Below are 16,697 nucleotides of genomic sequence, written 5' to 3'. Positions count from 1 at the left end.
TAAGGTGAAGAGCCGTAGCCGCAGCGAAAGCGAGTCTGAATAGGGCGACATAGTACGTGGACGTAGACCCGAAACCGTGTGATCTACCCCTGTCCAGGGTGAAGGTGCGGTAACACGCACTGGAGGCCCGAACCCACGCATGTTGAAAAATGCGGGGATGAGGTGGGGGTAGCGGAGAAATTCCAATCGAACTCGGAGATAGCTGGTTCTCCCCGAAATAGCTTTAGGGCTAGCCTCGGTGTCAAGAGTCGTGGAGGTAGAGCACTGATTGGGTGCGGGGCCCGCCAAGGGTTACCAAGCTCAGTCAAACTCCGAATGCCATAGACTTATAACCGGGAGTCAGACAGTGAGTGCTAAGATCCATTGTCAAAAGGGAAACAGCCCAGACCATCAGCTAAGGTCCCCAAGTGTGTGTTAAGTGGGAAAGGATGTGGAGTTGCACAGACAACCAGGATGTTGGCTTAGAAGCAGCCATCATTTAAAGAGTGCGTAATAGCTCACTGGTCGAGTGACTCTGCGCCGAAAATGTAACGGGGCTAAACACACCACCGAAGCTATGGCTTGCAACTATGTTGCAGGGGTAGGGGAGCGTTGTATGTAGGTTGAAGGTGTACCGTAAGGAGCGCTGGACAGCATACAAGTGAGAATGCCGGTATGAGTAACGAAAAGACAAGTGAGAATCTTGTCCGCCGAAAGCCTAAGGGTTCCTGAGGAAGGTTCGTCCGCTCAGGGTAAGTCGGGACCTAAGGCGAGGCCGAAAGGCGTAGTCGAAGGACAACAGGTTGAAATTCCTGTACCACCGTAAGCCGTTATGAGCGATGGGGTGACGCAGTAGGGTAGTGACGCGAGCTGATGGATGCTCGTCCAAGCAGTGAGGCTGATGTGTAGGCAAATCCGCACATCGTAAGGCTGGGCTGTGATGGGGAGGGAAAATTATAGTACCGAAGGTCATGATCTCACACTGCCAAGAAAAGCCTCTAGCCAGGTGATGGTGCCCGTACCGCAAACCGACACAGGTAGGCGAGAAGAGAATTCTAAGGCGCGCGGAAGAACTCTCGTTAAGGAACTCGGCAAAATGACCCCGTAACTTCGGGAGAAGGGGTGCCCCGGTAGTGTGAATAGCACGAGGGGGCCGCAGTGAAAAGGCCCAAGCGACTGTTTAGCAAAAACACAGGTCTGTGCGAAGCCGTAAGGCGAAGTATACGGGCTGACGCCTGCCCGGTGCTGGAAGGTTAAGGGGAGTGGTTAGGGAGCAATCCCGAAGCTGTGAACCGAAGCCCCAGTAAACGGCGGCCGTAACTATAACGGTCCTAAGGTAGCGAAATTCCTTGTCAGGTAAATTCTGACCCGCACGAATGGCGTAACGACTTGGGCGCTGTCTCAACGAGAGATCCGGTGAAATTTTAATACCTGTGAAGATGCAGGTTACCCGCGACAAGACGGAAAGACCCCATGGAGCTTTACTGCAGCTTGATATTGGACTTTGGTACGATCTGTACAGGATAGGTGGGAGCCTAAGAAGCCTGAGCGCCAGCTTAGGTGGAGGCGCCGTTGGGATACCACCCTGATCGTATCGGAGTTCTAACCTAGGACCGTGATCCGGTTCGGGGACAGTGTCAGGTGGGCAGTTTGACTGGGGCGGTCGCCTCCTAAAGAGTAACGGAGGCGCCCCAAGGTTCCCTCAGAATGGTTGGAAATCATTCGAAGAGTGCAAAGGCATAAGGGAGCTTGACTGCGAGACATACAGGTCGAGCAGGGACGAAAGTCGGGCTTAGTGATCCGGTGGTACCGCATGGAAGGGCCATCGCTCAACGGATAAAAGCTACCCTGGGGATAACAGGCTTATCTCCCCCAAGAGTCCACATCGACGGGGAGGTTTGGCACCTCGATGTCGGCTCATCGCATCCTGGGGCTGAAGTAGGTCCCAAGGGTTGGGCTGTTCGCCCATTAAAGCGGTACGCGAGCTGGGTTCAGAACGTCGTGAGACAGTTCGGTCCCTATCTGTCGTGGGCGTAGGAAATTTGAGAGGAGCTGTCCTTAGTACGAGAGGACCGGGATGGACGTACCGCTGGTGTACCAGTTGTTCCGCCAGGAGCACCGCTGGGTAGCCAAGTACGGACGGGATAAGCGCTGAAAGCATCTAAGCGTGAAGCCCCCCTCAAGATGAGATTTCCCAATTAGTAAGACCCCTTGAAGACGACGAGGTTGATAGGTTGGAGGTGGAAGCACAGCAATGTGTGGAGCTGACCAATACTAATCGGTCGAGGGCTTATCCTAAACATAAAACGCAAATTATCTCGTATCTAGTTTTCAGAGATCAAACTCTGTAACGTTTGGTGTCGATGGCGGAGGGGTTCCACGCGTACCCATCCCGAACACGACCGTTAAGCCCTCTAGCGCCGATGGTACTTGGACCGCAGGGTCCTGGGAGAGTAGGACGATGCCAAGCGTGTAGTTAATTCTAACGGTTGCAAAATACCGTTAGAACACTCTATTCCCTGATAGCTCAGTTGGTAGAGCACTCGACTGTTAATCGAGTTGTCACAGGTTCGAGTCCTGTTCGGGGAGCCACTTTTGCTCTCATAGCTCAGTAGGTAGAGTGCATCCATGGTAAGGATGAGGTCACCGGTTCGATCCCGGTTGAGAGCTCCATGTAGCACCTATGTACAAGCATCAAAGTTTTATGGCCCGTTGGTCAAGGGGTTAAGACACCTCCCTTTCACGGAGGTAACAGGGGTTCGAATCCCCTACGGGTCACCATTAGTAATTCGGAGGCTTAGCTCAGCTGGGAGAGCATCTGCCTTACAAGCAGAGGGTCAGCGGTTCGATCCCGTTAGCCTCCACCATCATTATCATCTTATATGCCGTTGTAGCTCAACTGGTAGAGCAACTGACTTGTAATCAGTAGGTTGGGGGTTCAAGTCCTCTCGACGGCACCATGTTTTATTGGGGATTAGCCAAGCGGTAAGGCAACGGACTTTGACTCCGTCATTCCAAGGTTCGAATCCTTGATCCCCAGCCATCTTTACTCTCATATGAGAGCCATTAGCTCAGTTGGTAGAGCACCTGACTTTTAATCAGGGTGTCGAAGGTTCGAGTCCTTCATGGCTCACCAGTTTTATCTCACGTGCGCGTATGGCGGAATTGGCAGACGCACTAGACTTAGGATCTAGCGGGCGACCGTGGGGGTTCAAGTCCCTCTACGCGCACCATACCAACAAAAGTGAAATCCTGTAGATCATTTCTACAGGATTTTTTGCATGTTCGGGGATGAAGTTTATTTTAATTACACGATATCCTGGTGATTGTCGTGAAGAATCCTGCGGCGGAATATGGCGATACAGCGATCATTGTCTAACAATAATCAACAAATTGTCAGGTGCGACCATCGGGAATAAGCAGCTTAAACAGACTGGTCCAGTAGGTACGCCGTCCACTTCTTTCATCCGATTATGACATGGACACGCTTGGTTCCGATTCGGATGGATGACAGGGCGTTCTATCTGTACTTTCCTAGGCTTATTAGATTGACTCAGAATCCGTTTCCACATGGGGCGGCTCTAAAGATTGGGATATAAGTATAAATGCCTTCTACGTGCGAATATATCCCTATAGCAGATGTCAGAAAACCGTATGCATGTAACGTGTCTACAATTGCAATGCTCTGGAATCATGCTGCGTGTGAGTTTACCCAAGAGGATAGACTGGATCCCCATGTATGAGACGCACTCCCGTCAGCATGCATCATATATTCTCTGTATGGGAATCGACACCTTAAGACATCCTTTGTGAACGTTCAGCATGAGATGCATTCTAATCGTTGTGGATTGGCAGGCTTTAGCATATGTTATATCCTGTTCATACGTTTGTGTTGTCTCGGTATGTCGTTCAATACCAATTTGATTTGTCTGGCACCCAAATGTGCTCTAACAAGTTATTAAGTTGCTTTTACCCTTGTCGATTTTATTGTCATGTAATAGGGATCTTATTCATTGCATTTAATTCCATATCTCATGTAAGGACAGGGTTAAATTGAGTTGTAGTGACATTCCGAAGTGGGCTTTAAATTTTTTTTGTAAAAACACTTGCAATCATCTTTGTTTTTTGATATATTATTACTTGTCGCTGATGAAACACAGCGAAGTGGTACAAGCCTTATATATCACATGTGCGGACGTGGCTCAGCGGTAGAGCATCGCCTTGCCAAGGCGAGGGTCGCGGGTTCGATTCCCGTCGTCCGCTCCATTATAACTTCATATGCGCCCTTAGCTCAGCTGGATAGAGTGTTTGACTACGAATCAAAAGGTCAGGAGTTCGAATCTCTTAGGGCGCGCCATTTTCTCGGGATGTAGCTCAGCTTGGTAGAGCACCTGGTTTGGGACCAGGGGGTCGCATGTTCAAATCGTGTCATCCCGACCATTTATTTGCGGGTGTAGTTCAATGGTAGAACTTTAGCCTTCCAAGCTAATAGCGTGGGTTCGATTCCCATCACCCGCTCCAGATACAAATAACCAACCTCGATCGAAATGATCGAGGTTTTTGTATGTAGCGGTTGTGTGGGAAGAGAACCCACGGGAATGGGTTCGACCGTACGTTAAGTGAATTCGTGCCACAGGCACGAACGAGCCCGTACGAGCGTCCGGAAGCAACTCGAGGCAGCCGAGGGAAGCGAGGGTGACGAGTTCAGGAGGAGTATTCCCATCACCCGCTCCCCAGATACAAATAACCAACCTCGATCGAAATGATCGAGGTTTTTGTATGTAGCGGTTGTGTGGGAAGTGAACCCACGTGGAGGGCTCGACCGTGCGTTAGTTAAGTTCGTGCCTGTAGCACGAACGAGACCGCACGAGCGTCAACACCTATACAATCGAACGAACTTGCTGATGATCGTTTATGTTGAGTACAGCCCTTAGGCGAAATCGTGAGGATACACGAGTGAGTCAGGGCGAGCGTCCCGAGGGTTGGACGAGATGCCCAATGATAATTGGGCGGCGAGATTGAGGAAGTATTCCATCCCAAGCTCCAGAATAAACAAACAGCCACCAATAGGGTGGCTGTTTGTTTTATGTAGCGACTGTGTGTCTTATATATTTATGATGCATAGGCATAAATGGGCCAATCTTTTTGCTTAGCCATAAGTGTAAATTCAAAATAACTTGAAAATATTTGAAAGGAAATGATTTGAAATTCGGAACATTTGTGCATATATATTCTGTTTTTCGTATTTTATTAGTGTGATCTTATCCAATGGAAAATGCATAATAGAAGGGGAGTTTAAGTTGTGTAGGGGATGGAAGTATGTTCGTCAGTCCTGTAGTCCAATATGTTAACCGATGCATTTATGGGCAGGCGAAATTCCGAATTGGTTATCATGACTGGGTTCCTAATAGTTGATTAAAAAGAAATCGGTTTACAAGGATATCCATGCAAAACCTAAGCATCGAAGGACAGCCCCCTTAGCGAGGGCTTAAGCTTAGATGCAGTGGATTGGAAATGATTCGCTGCATAAATACATGAATATTAATCCTGTATTTTATAATAAAAGTAAAGATTTTCGTGTCGATTTATAGTATTATGTTTAGAAAGAAAATTTTTTGTATGGAAATATAGAGATGGATAGGGGGATAACGATGACAGAGACTACATTGATCGTGGGGAAAGCAAACTCAAATAACTTGCTTCGTCGTGATGTGCGTTTCCTTGGGAACATACTGGGTGAAGTGCTCGTCCACCAAGGTGGGAACGAACTTCTTAATATAGTAGAGAAAGTCCGGGAACTGAGCAAATCATTGCGCGCGGGATTTATCCCCGAATTGTACGATGAGTTCAAACGAGTTATTATGTCGCTTGATCCGGAGATTCGGCATCAGGTCATTCGTGCGTTTGCGATTTACTTCCAGCTGGTGAACATTGCTGAACAGAATCATCGCATTCGCCGCAAACGGGATTACGAGCGTTCAGCTGGTGAAGCGATTCAACCAGGTTCGATTGAGAGTGTCGTTCTTGAACTGAAGGAAGATAAAATCTCCTACGAAGAAGTTCAAGAGATTATTGCTGGGATTTCATTAGAGCTTGTCATGACGGCCCATCCGACGGAAGCGATGCGACGTGCCATCTTGGATATCCACAAACGGATTTCTGAAGACGTGATGGAGCTCGATAATCCGAATCTGACGTTCCGTGAGCGTGAGCAATTACGTGAGAAGCTGCTGAATGAAGTGTTAACACTATGGCAGACGGATGAGCTTCGCGACCGTAAACCGACCGTACTCGACGAAGTGCGTAACGGACTATATTACTTCCATGAGACGTTGTTCGATGTGTTGCCAGAGGTATATCAAGAACTGGAACGCTGCTTAACGAAATACTATCCAGCCCACCAGTGGCATGTACCGACATATTTGCGATTTGGCTCATGGATCGGTGGCGACCGTGACGGGAACCCATCAGTGACTTCCGATGTCACATGGGAGACACTGAAGATGCATCGCCAAATGGCCTTGTTTAAATATGAACAGGTTCTGAAGGAATTGCTTCGCACGATGTCCTTTAGTGTAGGTGTCATTGAAGTATCCGAAGAACTCAAAGCTTCGATTGAAGTAGACCGTGAACTGATCGAAGTGAAGCGTCTTGAGTTCTGGCACAACGAAAAAGAGCCATACCGCGTGAAATTATCCTTCATGCTGGAGAAGCTATCGAACATTCTGGACGAATCGACGAAAGGTACACCGCTTCGTTACAATTCGCCACAAGAGTTCATCCAAGAGCTCATGATTATCGACCGCAGTCTCCGTTACCACTATGCAGATTTTGTAGCGGATACGCATATTCGTAAGTTAATACGTCAGATCGAGTTGTTTGGTTTCCATATGTCGACGCTAGATATTCGTCAGCATAGCCAAGAGCATGAGAATGCAATGACCGAGATCTTGTCCCATATGCAGATCGTAGAGGATTACAGCGCTCTGACAGAAGAAGAGAAAATTGATCTTCTAAATCGCGTATTGAACGATCCGCGACCACTAACATCCATTCATATCAAATACAGTGAATCGACGAACGAATGTCTTGATGTGTATCGTACCATCTACAAAGCACAGAACGAATTCGGTGTGAACTGTATTTCGAGTTATTTGATTAGTATGACACAAGGTGCGAGCGACATGCTCGAGGTCATGGTATTCGCGAAGGAAGTAGGTCTGTTCAAGAAATTTAAGAACGGTGACCTCCGTTGTACGATTCAGGCGGTTCCATTGTTCGAGACCATCGATGATTTGCACGCTGCGCCAGAAATTATGAAGACACTGTTCAACCTCCCGATTTATCGTGAGGCTGTAAAGGCGATGAACAACCAGCATGAGATCATGCTCGGTTACTCGGATAGTAATAAAGACGGCGGCGTGGTTACGGCTAACTGGGAACTACGCGTTGCGCTTAAAGAGATCACAGCAGCAGCGAGTGCATACGGCGTGAAGCTGAAATTCTTCCATGGACGCGGTGGATCGCTCGGTCGTGGTGGAATGCCGCTGAACCGTAGTATTATGGCACAGCCGCCTCATACAATTGGAGCGGGTATTAAGATTACGGAGCAAGGCGAGGTATTGTCTTCCCGTTATTCCATGAAGGGGATTGCTTACCGCAGTCTAGAGCAAGCAACTTCAGCACTGATTACAGCTGCCCTATGCGCACGTCGTGAAGAGAAGGAAGAACATGAGCAGGATTGGGAAGACATTGTACGGGATATGTCGGAACGTTCGCTTACGAAATATCAAGATCTTATTTTCCGTGACGCAGACTTCTTAACGTTCTTCAAAGAGTCGACGCCACTTCCAGAGGTTGGCGAGTTAAATATCGGTTCCCGTCCTTCCAAGCGGAAGAACAGCGACCGGTTCGAGGATCTTCGTGCAATACCTTGGGTATTCGCATGGACGCAGAGCCGTTACTTGATGCCTGCATGGTATGCGGCGGGTACAGGTATACAGAGTTTCTATCAAGACAAAGAAGAGAATATGGATACGCTGCGTCAAATGTATGAGCAGTTCCCATTCTTCCGCTCCCTCATTGACGGATTGCAGATGGCGCTAGCCAAAGCCGACTTAATTATCGCGAAAGAATACGCAGGCATGATTAGTGATGACGTCATTCGTGATCGGATCTTCTCTTCTATTGAAGAAGAGTTCCATCTTACATCATCGCTGATCTTGAAGATTACTGGACAGCAAGAGATTCTGGATAATTCTCGGGTCATCCAAGAATCGATTCGCTTACGTAATCCGTATGTCGATCCGCTCAGCTACTTGCAGGTTCAATTGCTTACGGAGCTGCGTACACTACGCGATCAAGGGGAAGATGATCCGGAGCTCTTGCGTGAAGTGTTGTTAACAATTAACGGCATTGCAGCGGGCTTGCGGAACACAGGTTGATCCTCTTTTCTTATGTAACCGAGCGCCAAGAAATCTTAGGATGGCGCTCGGTTTTCCTATGGAAAGAAGGTTGACGAATAACCTTGCAATTTCGATTGGTGTCGATTACCATTTATTATATTGCTTGGGTTAGTATGTGGAAGTGAGGGGTTTACTCTGGAAACAAGACTCGCTCTGCTGGCGCGAAAAGGTGATCAGCGGGCATTTGCTGAAATCGTTGAGCTCTATAAAGATAAGATATTTCACCTCGCTTATCGTATGCTGAACAATCGACATGAAGCAGAAGATGTCGTTCAGGATACGTTCTTAAGGGTGTACAAAAATTTAGATCGTTACGATGAGAATCAGAAGTTCTCAACATGGATTTACCGGATCGGCACGAATTTATGTATCGATCGGTTGCGCAAACGGAAACCAACCTATTCCTTGGATGCGGAGATGAACGACCAAGAGGGTGTGGATGGATATTCTATTCTTCCGAGCGATGATCGGACACCGGAGAGTGAGCTCCTCCTATCGGAGACACAGCAGTTGATTCGTCAAGCGATTGAGAGTCTGCCTGCAAAGTATAAGACGGTCATGGTACTTCGATATTTACAGGATTTATCGCTGCAGGAGATTAGTGATGTATTGGACATGCCTGTAACGACGATTAAGACACGGGTCCACCGCGGCCGGGAATATTTACGGAAGAAGCTGGAACGGAAATTATAAGATTGTTTACTAGAACATGGACATAGAAAACAGTTGAGGCGTTAAGTGCATCGTTCACATAAATGGAAATATAAAACAGATTAATTTTTTGAAACATATTTAAAGCCAGTACGTATTTTACAGTATCGGTATACTGAGCATAATGATGTGAAAGGATGGCTCCTATGGATTGCAAGCATGCCCACTCTTTAATGCATGACTATTTGGATAATGAGCTGGCACCCGATCAAATATTGCTGTTAAAAGAGCATTTTGCGATTTGCCCTACGTGTAAGGAGCATTATGATCAGTTAGAGCGTACAGAACTGATGCTGTTCGGTACGAAGACACAGCATTTAGAGCCGATATCGGGTTTTGTCACAGCGAATATCATGGCATCCCTGCCGAAGAAAGCGAAGCAGCGCGTATGGCTGCAGTGGGTGAAGAATCACCCCGCGATTACCGTGGCAGCGATGTTCTTTATGGTCATGTTCATTAGTGCATTAAGTTTCTGGAATCAGGATCGAGACTTAATGGTGAAGGGACCCGATCTTGATAAGCTGATTATCGAAGGAGATAAGGTGATTGTGCCTAAAGGTCTTAGCGTAGCGGGGGATCTAACCGTACAGAACGGCCAGGCGGAAGTCTATGGCGAGGTGAACGGCAATCTTACCGTAATCGACGGATCGATGAATTTGGCTTCAACGGCCCATATTTCAGGTCAAGTAACGAAAATCGACGAGGCCATGAGCTGGTTGTGGTATAGGATCACGCATCTGTTCTCGGAAGTTTCGTATAGGTAATTGCAGCCAACCTCTCTTTGTTCTGAAGAGAGGTTTTTTTATTTTGACACACGATTAAGAATGAATCAAACTTGCAACGAAAAGGATATAGTTATAACCTATAGATATAGGTACAGAACAGGTTATCGTCGGGGGTACAGCATGGATTATTTTACGAACCTTACGTGGAAAGATTCCATTAAAGATATTATCGATATACTTATCGTAAGTTATATTATTTACAAGCTTATGCAGTTGGTTCGCGGTACGCGCGCAGTGCAGCTCCTGAAAGGGATCTTCGTGCTTGTGCTGACCTGGGGGATTAGTACGTGGTTTAATCTCTATACCCTCAAATGGCTCATGAACCAAATGTTCACCTTCGGTGTCGTGTCGGTGCTGATCATTTTTCAGCCGGAGCTTCGTCGTGCGCTGGAACAGTTGGGGCGGGGGAAGTTATTCCGCAGCTCGTCCATTCAAGAGATGGATGTCAGTATTACGGTTAATGAAGTAATTAAGTGTGTGAACTATCTCGCGAAACGAAAGATCGGCGCACTAATCGTCTTCGAACGGGATACGGGATTGAATGAATACACGGAATCAGGCATTAAGATGGATTCTCGTATCAGCTCGGAGCTGCTCATTAACATATTCATCCCGAATACACCGCTGCATGATGGAGCAGTGATTCTTCGTGGAAGTCAGATTGCTGCAGCAGCATGCTATTTACCATTATCCGAGAACCCATTTATCAGCAAAGAGCTGGGTACGCGCCACAGGGCGGCGATTGGTGTCAGTGAAGTGACCGACGCGATCTCTGTTGTCGTTTCCGAGGAGACGGGACAAGTCTCACTGGCTATTAATGGACTCGTTGTGCGTGATATCAAAGAGGAGTCGCTCATCTCGAAGCTCCATTCGGAACTAGCACCGAAGCCGAAGATGTCCGAGAAGACCCCTTTCTGGAAGCGGAAAGGAGGCAACAATGGATAAGTGGCTAAATAATGCGAATATTTCGAAAGTGATTGCGTTGTTATTAGGAATTTTATTATGGGCGATTGTACATATGGATGACCGATCACCGAATCAGGTGTCTTCCCTTGTCGATGTCAAGGTAATTGATGATGTCCGAATTCAGACGGTAGGGCTGGATCAAAGTCGGTACATTCTGAAGCAAATGACGCCAGAGGTGGTACGCATTCAGGTGCGTGGCCAGACGTCTGCGTTGACTTCTGCGATGCCCGAGGATTACCGTGTAAGCCTGGATTTAACCGGTCTAGGCGAAGGGAAGCATGATATTGATCTAACCTACGAGATGCCCAAAGGAATACAATTAGTCTCCATGGTGCCTTCAAGGGTAACGGTGGAAATCGAGGAAATGCAAACGAAGGAAATGGATGTCAGCATTAAGACGACAGGCACGCCAGCGAAGGGATATACGGTGGGACAACCGATTATCTCGCCAACGAATCGTGTTCACGTGACGCTGCCAGCCAGCCAAATGAAAGATATTCATTCTGTATCTGCAACGCTGCCGATTGATGGTGAGCAGAAATCGGTGAAGCAGAAGCGGGTAAAATTGACGGCTTATGACAAGACGGGGCATGAGATGAAATCGGCCATTATTACACCGCCAGTCGTTGAAGTGGAAGTGCCAATTACGAAGCCGTTCAAGACGGTGCCGTTACAAATCAACTTTATCGGCCAACTACCGGAAGGGCTTGCGATCTCCTCCTTCACACCAAGCACGAACCAAGTTGCCATCTATGGACCGCAAGACGTGCTCGACAGCATTGATTTCTATGACTCGATCCAGATTGATCTAAGTCAGTTCAAAGAGTCGACGAAATTAACGATGCCTTTGCCAGTTCTTGGAAAGGTTGAAAAAATCGAGCCAAACAGTGTAAACTTTGATATAACGATCGTGCCTGCTGTTCAGCGTGTGCTCGATAAGCTGCCGATTACGTTAACCGGAGCAAGCGACCAATTGAAGGCGTCGATTGAAGAACCAGCAAGCAAATCGATGTCGATTACAGTTGAAGGTGCTCCAGATGTTGTGAATAGTCTTAAAGCGGGGGATGTGCAGGTGATAGCGAATTTGAGCGATCTGCCTCCAGGCACGCATCAAGTCGCCCTGCAAGTGAACTTACCGAATTTCATTCGTCGAGTTGATCCAGGGACCATCTACGTCAAGGTGCTCATTGAAGATAAGAAAGCAACTCCGACGACGAAGACGGAACCTGAGATAAAAACTGATCAACCGGTGGATGGAAAACCAACCGATACGCCAGAGAACGGAACGATTGAACCTGGAACAGAAGAGACGACGCCAGGGGATACGAGCGGAACCGAGCAGAGAGAATGAGCGTACAATGGGATAATAACGTTAGAGAGAGGTCGCAAGAATGGGGAAATATTTTGGTACAGATGGGGTTAGAGGCGTTGCCAATCAAGAGTTAACAGCTGAATTAGCTTATAAAATTGGCCGCTGCGGAGGATATGTCTTAACGCGTCAAGCAGAGAAGCCAACAGTCATTATCGGAATGGATACGCGTGTCTCTGGGCAGATGCTCGAGTCTGCGCTTGTTGCTGGATTGTTGTCCATCGGTGCACATGTTGTGCGCATTGGGGTGGTATCGACGCCTGCAGTTGCGTATTTGACACGCATTCTTGGTGCAGATGCAGGGGTGATGATCTCCGCATCGCATAATCCTGTCGAAGATAACGGCATTAAATTTTTTGGCGGAGACGGGTACAAATTGTTCGATGAGACGGAGCTTGAAATTGAGCGTCTGATGGATGCTGAAGTTGATGAATTGCCTCGTCCGGTTGGGAAGGATCTTGGATCCGTAACCGTGGATGACGAAGCGAAGTTCCAATATACGAAGTTCCTTGCTTCGACGGTGACAACGCCATTCAACGGAATTAAAATCGTACTCGACTGTGCGCATGGTGCGGCTTATGAGCTCGCGCCGAAACTGTTCCGTGAACTAGGCGCTGAAGTCATTACAATCGGAGCAGAGCCAAATGGTCTTAACATTAACGATCATTGCGGTTCTACACATCCAGAGCAGTTGAAAATCGAAGTCATGAAGCACGGCGCACATCTCGGATTGGCGTTCGATGGGGACGCAGATCGATTGATTGCGATTGATGAGAAGGGTGAAGAAGTCGACGGCGACTACATTCTATGCATTTGCGGCGATCGCATGAATCGTGAAGGCAAGCTAAATGAAGGTACAGTCGTTACGACGGTAATGAGTAATATTGGCTTCTTCAAAGCAACTGACAAACTTGGTCTTAAGACAGCTCGCACAGCCGTAGGCGACCGTTATGTGATGGAAGAAATGCGTCGCGGCGGATTTAACCTTGGCGGGGAGCAGTCGGGCCATGTTATTTTCCTCGACTACAATACGACAGGCGACGGCATTCTCACGGGTGTCCAGCTCGTGGAGACCTTGATCCAATCCGGCAAATCGCTTAGTGAATTGAAGTCCATGATGCGCAAGTACCCTCAGGTGCTGGTCAATGTTCGTGTCGAAGACAAGAGCAAGTACCCTGGGAACAAGGCGATTGAAGCAGCGATAGAAAAGGTTGAAAATGAGCTCGGCGACAATGGTCGTGTCTTGGTGCGTCCATCCGGCACGGAATCCTTGATTCGTGTCATGGCGGAAGGCCCGGATAAGGACCAGCTAGAGTCTTATGTGGCTCATATTGCAGATACCGTAAGAGAAGCGCTTAGTTAGTGATAGCAGGACCCTTTTGGCATTCGACAGGATGTGCAGAAGGGTCCTTTTTGTAGGTTACGTCACTGACGAGTTGCCAAATGATGCACGGCTGTATATAATAGCAAGTATGATTTCAGAAGGAGAGGCAGGGTAGAGGTTGGACTGCAACATAAGCGCCAGAGCTTAACCGCACAGGACGGAGCAAGTAGTGCTGGGTGAGCTGACGAGGTGAAGGTGTTCGAAACATTCGGCGGGGACCTTCCGGTATCGCATCATACCGTAGAGTTGAATCGGAAAACGGGTTGGCAACGGCTCGGACAACGAATTCAGCAAGATGCTTCATAGATATTGAACTTATCCTGATCCGCGTGGCGGTAGGGCTATTATATTTGAGTTATTTTTGTACAAAAAAATCATGGATGTGTATTGCACTTCAGGAAGTGCCGGTCGGATGAGACCGCAGCCGCATTCATGTCGCATGCAGGGTTGCAGGTGGTAGGAAAGAAGAGAGTCGTATGTTCTTTGGACAATTGAATAGGCTGCGGTTAGACGCGTGATTGGTAGCTTCCTCAGGATGTGATGCACATCCCATTAATCGGAGGTTACGAAATTATGTGTGGAATTGTTGGTTATATTGGGAAGCGCGATGCGCAATCGATTTTGGTGGAAGGTCTGAAGAAGCTGGAATATCGTGGATACGATTCAGCAGGGATTGCGATGTATACCGAAGCGGGTCTGCAAGTGAAGAAAGCCAAAGGGCGGTTGGCGGTGCTCGAATCACAATTGGACGGAGCGCCTTTGGTCGGGACAGTAGGCATCGGACATACAAGATGGGCAACACACGGCAAACCATCAGATGTGAATTCGCACCCGCATACCGATATGACGATGAAGTTCTCGGTCGTACACAACGGCATTATTGAGAACTATACGGATTTAAAAGAAGAGCTGATCGCAAGCGGCGTAACATTCGTGTCGGAGACGGATACGGAGGTTATTTCCCATCTGGTCGCACGTGAATATGACGGAGATATCGTTCGTGCGGTTCAGAAGGCGATTAAGCATCTACGCGGGGCATACGCCTTAGGGGTATTGACGGAATTAGAACCGGATCGCTTGGTTGCGGTTCGGAATGCAAGTCCACTGATCATTGGGATCGGGGAAGGTGAGCATTTCATCGGATCGGATATTCCGGCGATTCTCGAGCATACGCGCAATGTGTTCATCTTGAACGACGGCGAAATGGCTGTACTGACAAAAGACACTGTCGAATTGATGACAATCGAGGGGAACTTTATTTCTCGGGAAATGATCCATGTCGATTGGGACGCGGTGACAGCGGAAAAAGCCGGATTTGATCATTTCATGCTCAAGGAAATCTATGAGCAGCCAAAAGCGTACCGTGATACGATGCGCGGACGTGTCGGCTCGGATCTAACGGTGTCATTACCTGAACTGAAGCTGTCGGCGGCTGACCTGGCGAACATTCGCAAGGTTCATATCGTAGCATGTGGTACCGCGTACCATGCAGGTCTTGTCGGCAAAACGGTCATTGAGACGAGTGCACGGATTCCGGTGGAAGTGGAAGTGGCTTCGGAATACCGCTATCGTTCACCATTGATTACGCCAGAGACGCTCGTCATTGTCGTCAGCCAATCGGGTGAGACGGCGGATACCCTCGCTGCGCTTCGCGAAGCGAAGGCGAATGGAGCGCACGTGCTCGCGATCACGAACGTGGTCGGCAGCTCTGTGGCGCGCGAAGCAGACAGCGTCATGCTGACGATGGCTGGTCCTGAGATTGCTGTCGCGTCGACGAAGGCGTATTCGTCGCAATTGATTGCGTTCTTCCTGCTCGGAATGTATCTAGCTCAAACGCTGTCGACACAAGAGACGGCTTGGGTGCGAGGCATTGTGGCTGCGATGCTTGCTCTGCCAGAGCAGGTAGAGCAAATGTTAGCGAATACGGATGCCCTGCGTGGATATGCGGAGGCTATCTCAGTGCATGAGCATTTGTTCTTCATCGGTCGTGGCGTCGATTATGCGGTGGCGCAGGAAGGATCCTTGAAGCTGAAGGAGATCTCCTATATTCACTCCGAAGCCTACGCGGCTGGGGAGCTGAAGCACGGTACGCTAGCACTGATCGAGGAAGGTATTCCTGTGATTGCACTTGCAACACAGAATGCACTGCTGGAGAAGACGGTTAGCAACATTAAGGAAGTCAAAGCGCGCGGCGGCGTGATCTTCGGCCTTGCCGATGTGAACGAAGCGAAAGCGCTAGGCAAAGCGGTAGATGAGGTTCATGCGATTCCTGCGACACATCCACTGCTTACGCCGGCATTATCGGTTGTCCCGCTGCAGTTGATCTCGTACTACGCGTCCTTGGCGCGCGGTAACGATGTCGACAAGCCGCGGAACTTGGCGAAGAGTGTTACGGTGGAGTAGTGGATTGTCATATAGATGAGTTTACTGATTCATTACAATTAAGTTTTGTTCTAAACATTTAAGTTATATTTCGGTATGATTATATTACAATAAAGATTTGTTTAAATTAATCAAGAGGACAACCAGATGAGGAGTACTGGTTGTCCTTTTTTTTAAGGAGATAACGTTATGTCGGACTCAATAGGTTAGAAGATAAAAAAGATCAGAAAGGCTAGAGCCAAGTTGGATTTCTTCAGGTTTTCAGAAAGAGATATGATATGACATAGATCTTAACTGGTTATTTGATGATGAGTAATTTTATGAAGACGAATAAATGTAACTGTATATTCTTTTGGTGGTTGTTCTGATACTCAGAACAACCTTTTTATTTTAAATGGACATCTGTACTTCATCCTGCCGCGTCATGAAAGACGCCTGGCGAGAGAAAGCAATGGGAAGCTGAACCTAACTTCAGGTGCTCATAGTACTGAGGAAATGCAGGACAACACAACATACTAGTGGTCCAGCTCCGCAAATCGAGAAGCGGGCTCTTCATATTTTCAGACCACACATAGTATCCCAACGCACAAACCCTAAAATCTAGTAACCTTCACCTGAAATCTAGCGGATATATTACATGATAGGGTTTCTCATAT

General features: G+C 47.9%; 7 protein-coding genes, 12 tRNA genes and 2 rRNA genes (1 of these 21 running past the window's edge). All 21 read left to right on the top strand.

What is annotated here, in order from left to right:
• Nucleotides 1-2,277: ribosomal RNA gene (locus GCU39_RS21620) — 23S ribosomal RNA — on the top strand; it begins 652 nt to the left of the window's first position.
• 55 nt (nucleotides 2,278-2,332) lie between these two features.
• Nucleotides 2,333-2,449: ribosomal RNA gene (gene rrf / locus GCU39_RS21615) — 5S ribosomal RNA — on the top strand.
• A 46-nt stretch (nucleotides 2,450-2,495) separates the two neighbouring features.
• A tRNA-Asn gene (locus tag GCU39_RS21610) sits at nucleotides 2,496-2,571 on the top strand.
• A 5-nt stretch (nucleotides 2,572-2,576) separates the two neighbouring features.
• Nucleotides 2,577-2,652, top strand: a tRNA-Thr gene (locus GCU39_RS21605).
• Between the two features lie 33 nt (nucleotides 2,653-2,685).
• Nucleotides 2,686-2,760 (top strand) — tRNA-Glu (locus GCU39_RS21600).
• Nucleotides 2,761-2,770: 10 nt separating this feature from the next.
• Nucleotides 2,771-2,846, top strand: a tRNA-Val gene (locus GCU39_RS21595).
• 17 nt (nucleotides 2,847-2,863) lie between these two features.
• A tRNA-Thr gene (locus tag GCU39_RS21590) sits at nucleotides 2,864-2,939 on the top strand.
• An 8-nt stretch (nucleotides 2,940-2,947) separates the two neighbouring features.
• Nucleotides 2,948-3,022: transfer RNA gene (locus tag GCU39_RS21585), tRNA-Gln, on the top strand.
• A 17-nt stretch (nucleotides 3,023-3,039) separates the two neighbouring features.
• Nucleotides 3,040-3,115: transfer RNA gene (locus tag GCU39_RS21580), tRNA-Lys, on the top strand.
• Between the two features lie 14 nt (nucleotides 3,116-3,129).
• Nucleotides 3,130-3,212 (top strand) — tRNA-Leu (locus GCU39_RS21575).
• Nucleotides 3,213-4,170: 958 nt separating this feature from the next.
• A tRNA-Gly gene (locus GCU39_RS21570) sits at nucleotides 4,171-4,245 on the top strand.
• A 14-nt stretch (nucleotides 4,246-4,259) separates the two neighbouring features.
• Nucleotides 4,260-4,336 (top strand) — tRNA-Arg (locus GCU39_RS21565).
• Nucleotides 4,337-4,342: 6 nt separating this feature from the next.
• Nucleotides 4,343-4,419, top strand: a tRNA-Pro gene (locus GCU39_RS21560).
• 7 nt (nucleotides 4,420-4,426) lie between these two features.
• A tRNA-Gly gene (locus GCU39_RS21555) sits at nucleotides 4,427-4,500 on the top strand.
• 1,130 nt (nucleotides 4,501-5,630) lie between these two features.
• On the top strand, nucleotides 5,631-8,423 hold the full coding sequence (ppc, locus tag GCU39_RS21550; protein WP_152395393.1) for a phosphoenolpyruvate carboxylase: 2,793 nt from the start codon (nucleotides 5,631-5,633) through the stop codon (nucleotides 8,421-8,423).
• A 156-nt stretch (nucleotides 8,424-8,579) separates the two neighbouring features.
• Nucleotides 8,580-9,137 carry an RNA polymerase sigma factor SigW gene (gene sigW / locus GCU39_RS21545; RefSeq protein ID WP_321575647.1) on the top strand — a complete coding sequence of 186 codons (558 nt, stop codon included), beginning with the start codon at nucleotides 8,580-8,582 and terminating at the stop codon, nucleotides 9,135-9,137.
• A 164-nt stretch (nucleotides 9,138-9,301) separates the two neighbouring features.
• Nucleotides 9,302-9,919, top strand: coding sequence for a zf-HC2 domain-containing protein (locus tag GCU39_RS21540; protein ID WP_152395391.1), 618 nt, complete (start codon nucleotides 9,302-9,304; stop codon nucleotides 9,917-9,919).
• A 141-nt stretch (nucleotides 9,920-10,060) separates the two neighbouring features.
• On the top strand, nucleotides 10,061-10,885 hold the full coding sequence (cdaA, locus tag GCU39_RS21535; RefSeq protein WP_152395390.1) for a diadenylate cyclase CdaA: 825 nt from the start codon (nucleotides 10,061-10,063) through the stop codon (nucleotides 10,883-10,885).
• Nucleotides 10,878-12,257, top strand: coding sequence for a CdaR family protein (locus GCU39_RS21530; protein WP_152395389.1), 1,380 nt, complete (start codon nucleotides 10,878-10,880; stop codon nucleotides 12,255-12,257). The genes cdaA and GCU39_RS21530 overlap by 8 nt, the downstream gene beginning before the upstream one ends.
• 40 nt (nucleotides 12,258-12,297) lie before the next feature.
• Nucleotides 12,298-13,638 carry a phosphoglucosamine mutase gene (gene glmM, locus GCU39_RS21525; RefSeq protein ID WP_152395388.1) on the top strand — a complete coding sequence of 447 codons (1,341 nt, stop codon included), beginning with the start codon at nucleotides 12,298-12,300 and terminating at the stop codon, nucleotides 13,636-13,638.
• A gap of 594 nt (nucleotides 13,639-14,232) precedes the next feature.
• A complete protein-coding gene (glmS, locus tag GCU39_RS21520; RefSeq protein WP_152395387.1) occupies nucleotides 14,233-16,062 on the top strand; it encodes a glutamine--fructose-6-phosphate transaminase (isomerizing) in 1,830 nt (609 codons plus the stop codon).
• The last annotated feature ends 635 nt before the right edge of the window (nucleotides 16,063-16,697 follow it).

The sequence above is a fragment of the Paenibacillus guangzhouensis genome (assembly GCF_009363075.1).
GTDB lineage: Bacteria > Bacillota > Bacilli > Paenibacillales > Paenibacillaceae > Paenibacillus_K > Paenibacillus_K guangzhouensis.
The sequence above is the reverse complement of the archived record's forward strand: the minus strand, read 5'-3'. Positions and strand labels throughout refer to the sequence as shown.

Bases quoted from the DNA above. Each gene is read 5' to 3' on its own strand.
- ppc (WP_152395393.1), top strand. From the start codon at position 5,631: ATGACAGAGACTACATTGATCGTGGGGAAAGCAAACTCAAATAACTTG.
- GCU39_RS21540 (WP_152395391.1), top strand. From the start codon at position 9,302: ATGGATTGCAAGCATGCCCACTCTTTAATGCATGACTATTTGGATAAT.
- cdaA (WP_152395390.1), top strand. From the start codon at position 10,061: ATGGATTATTTTACGAACCTTACGTGGAAAGATTCCATTAAAGATATT.
- GCU39_RS21530 (WP_152395389.1), top strand. From the start codon at position 10,878: ATGGATAAGTGGCTAAATAATGCGAATATTTCGAAAGTGATTGCGTTG.
- glmM (WP_152395388.1), top strand. From the start codon at position 12,298: ATGGGGAAATATTTTGGTACAGATGGGGTTAGAGGCGTTGCCAATCAA.
- glmS (WP_152395387.1), top strand. From the start codon at position 14,233: ATGTGTGGAATTGTTGGTTATATTGGGAAGCGCGATGCGCAATCGATT.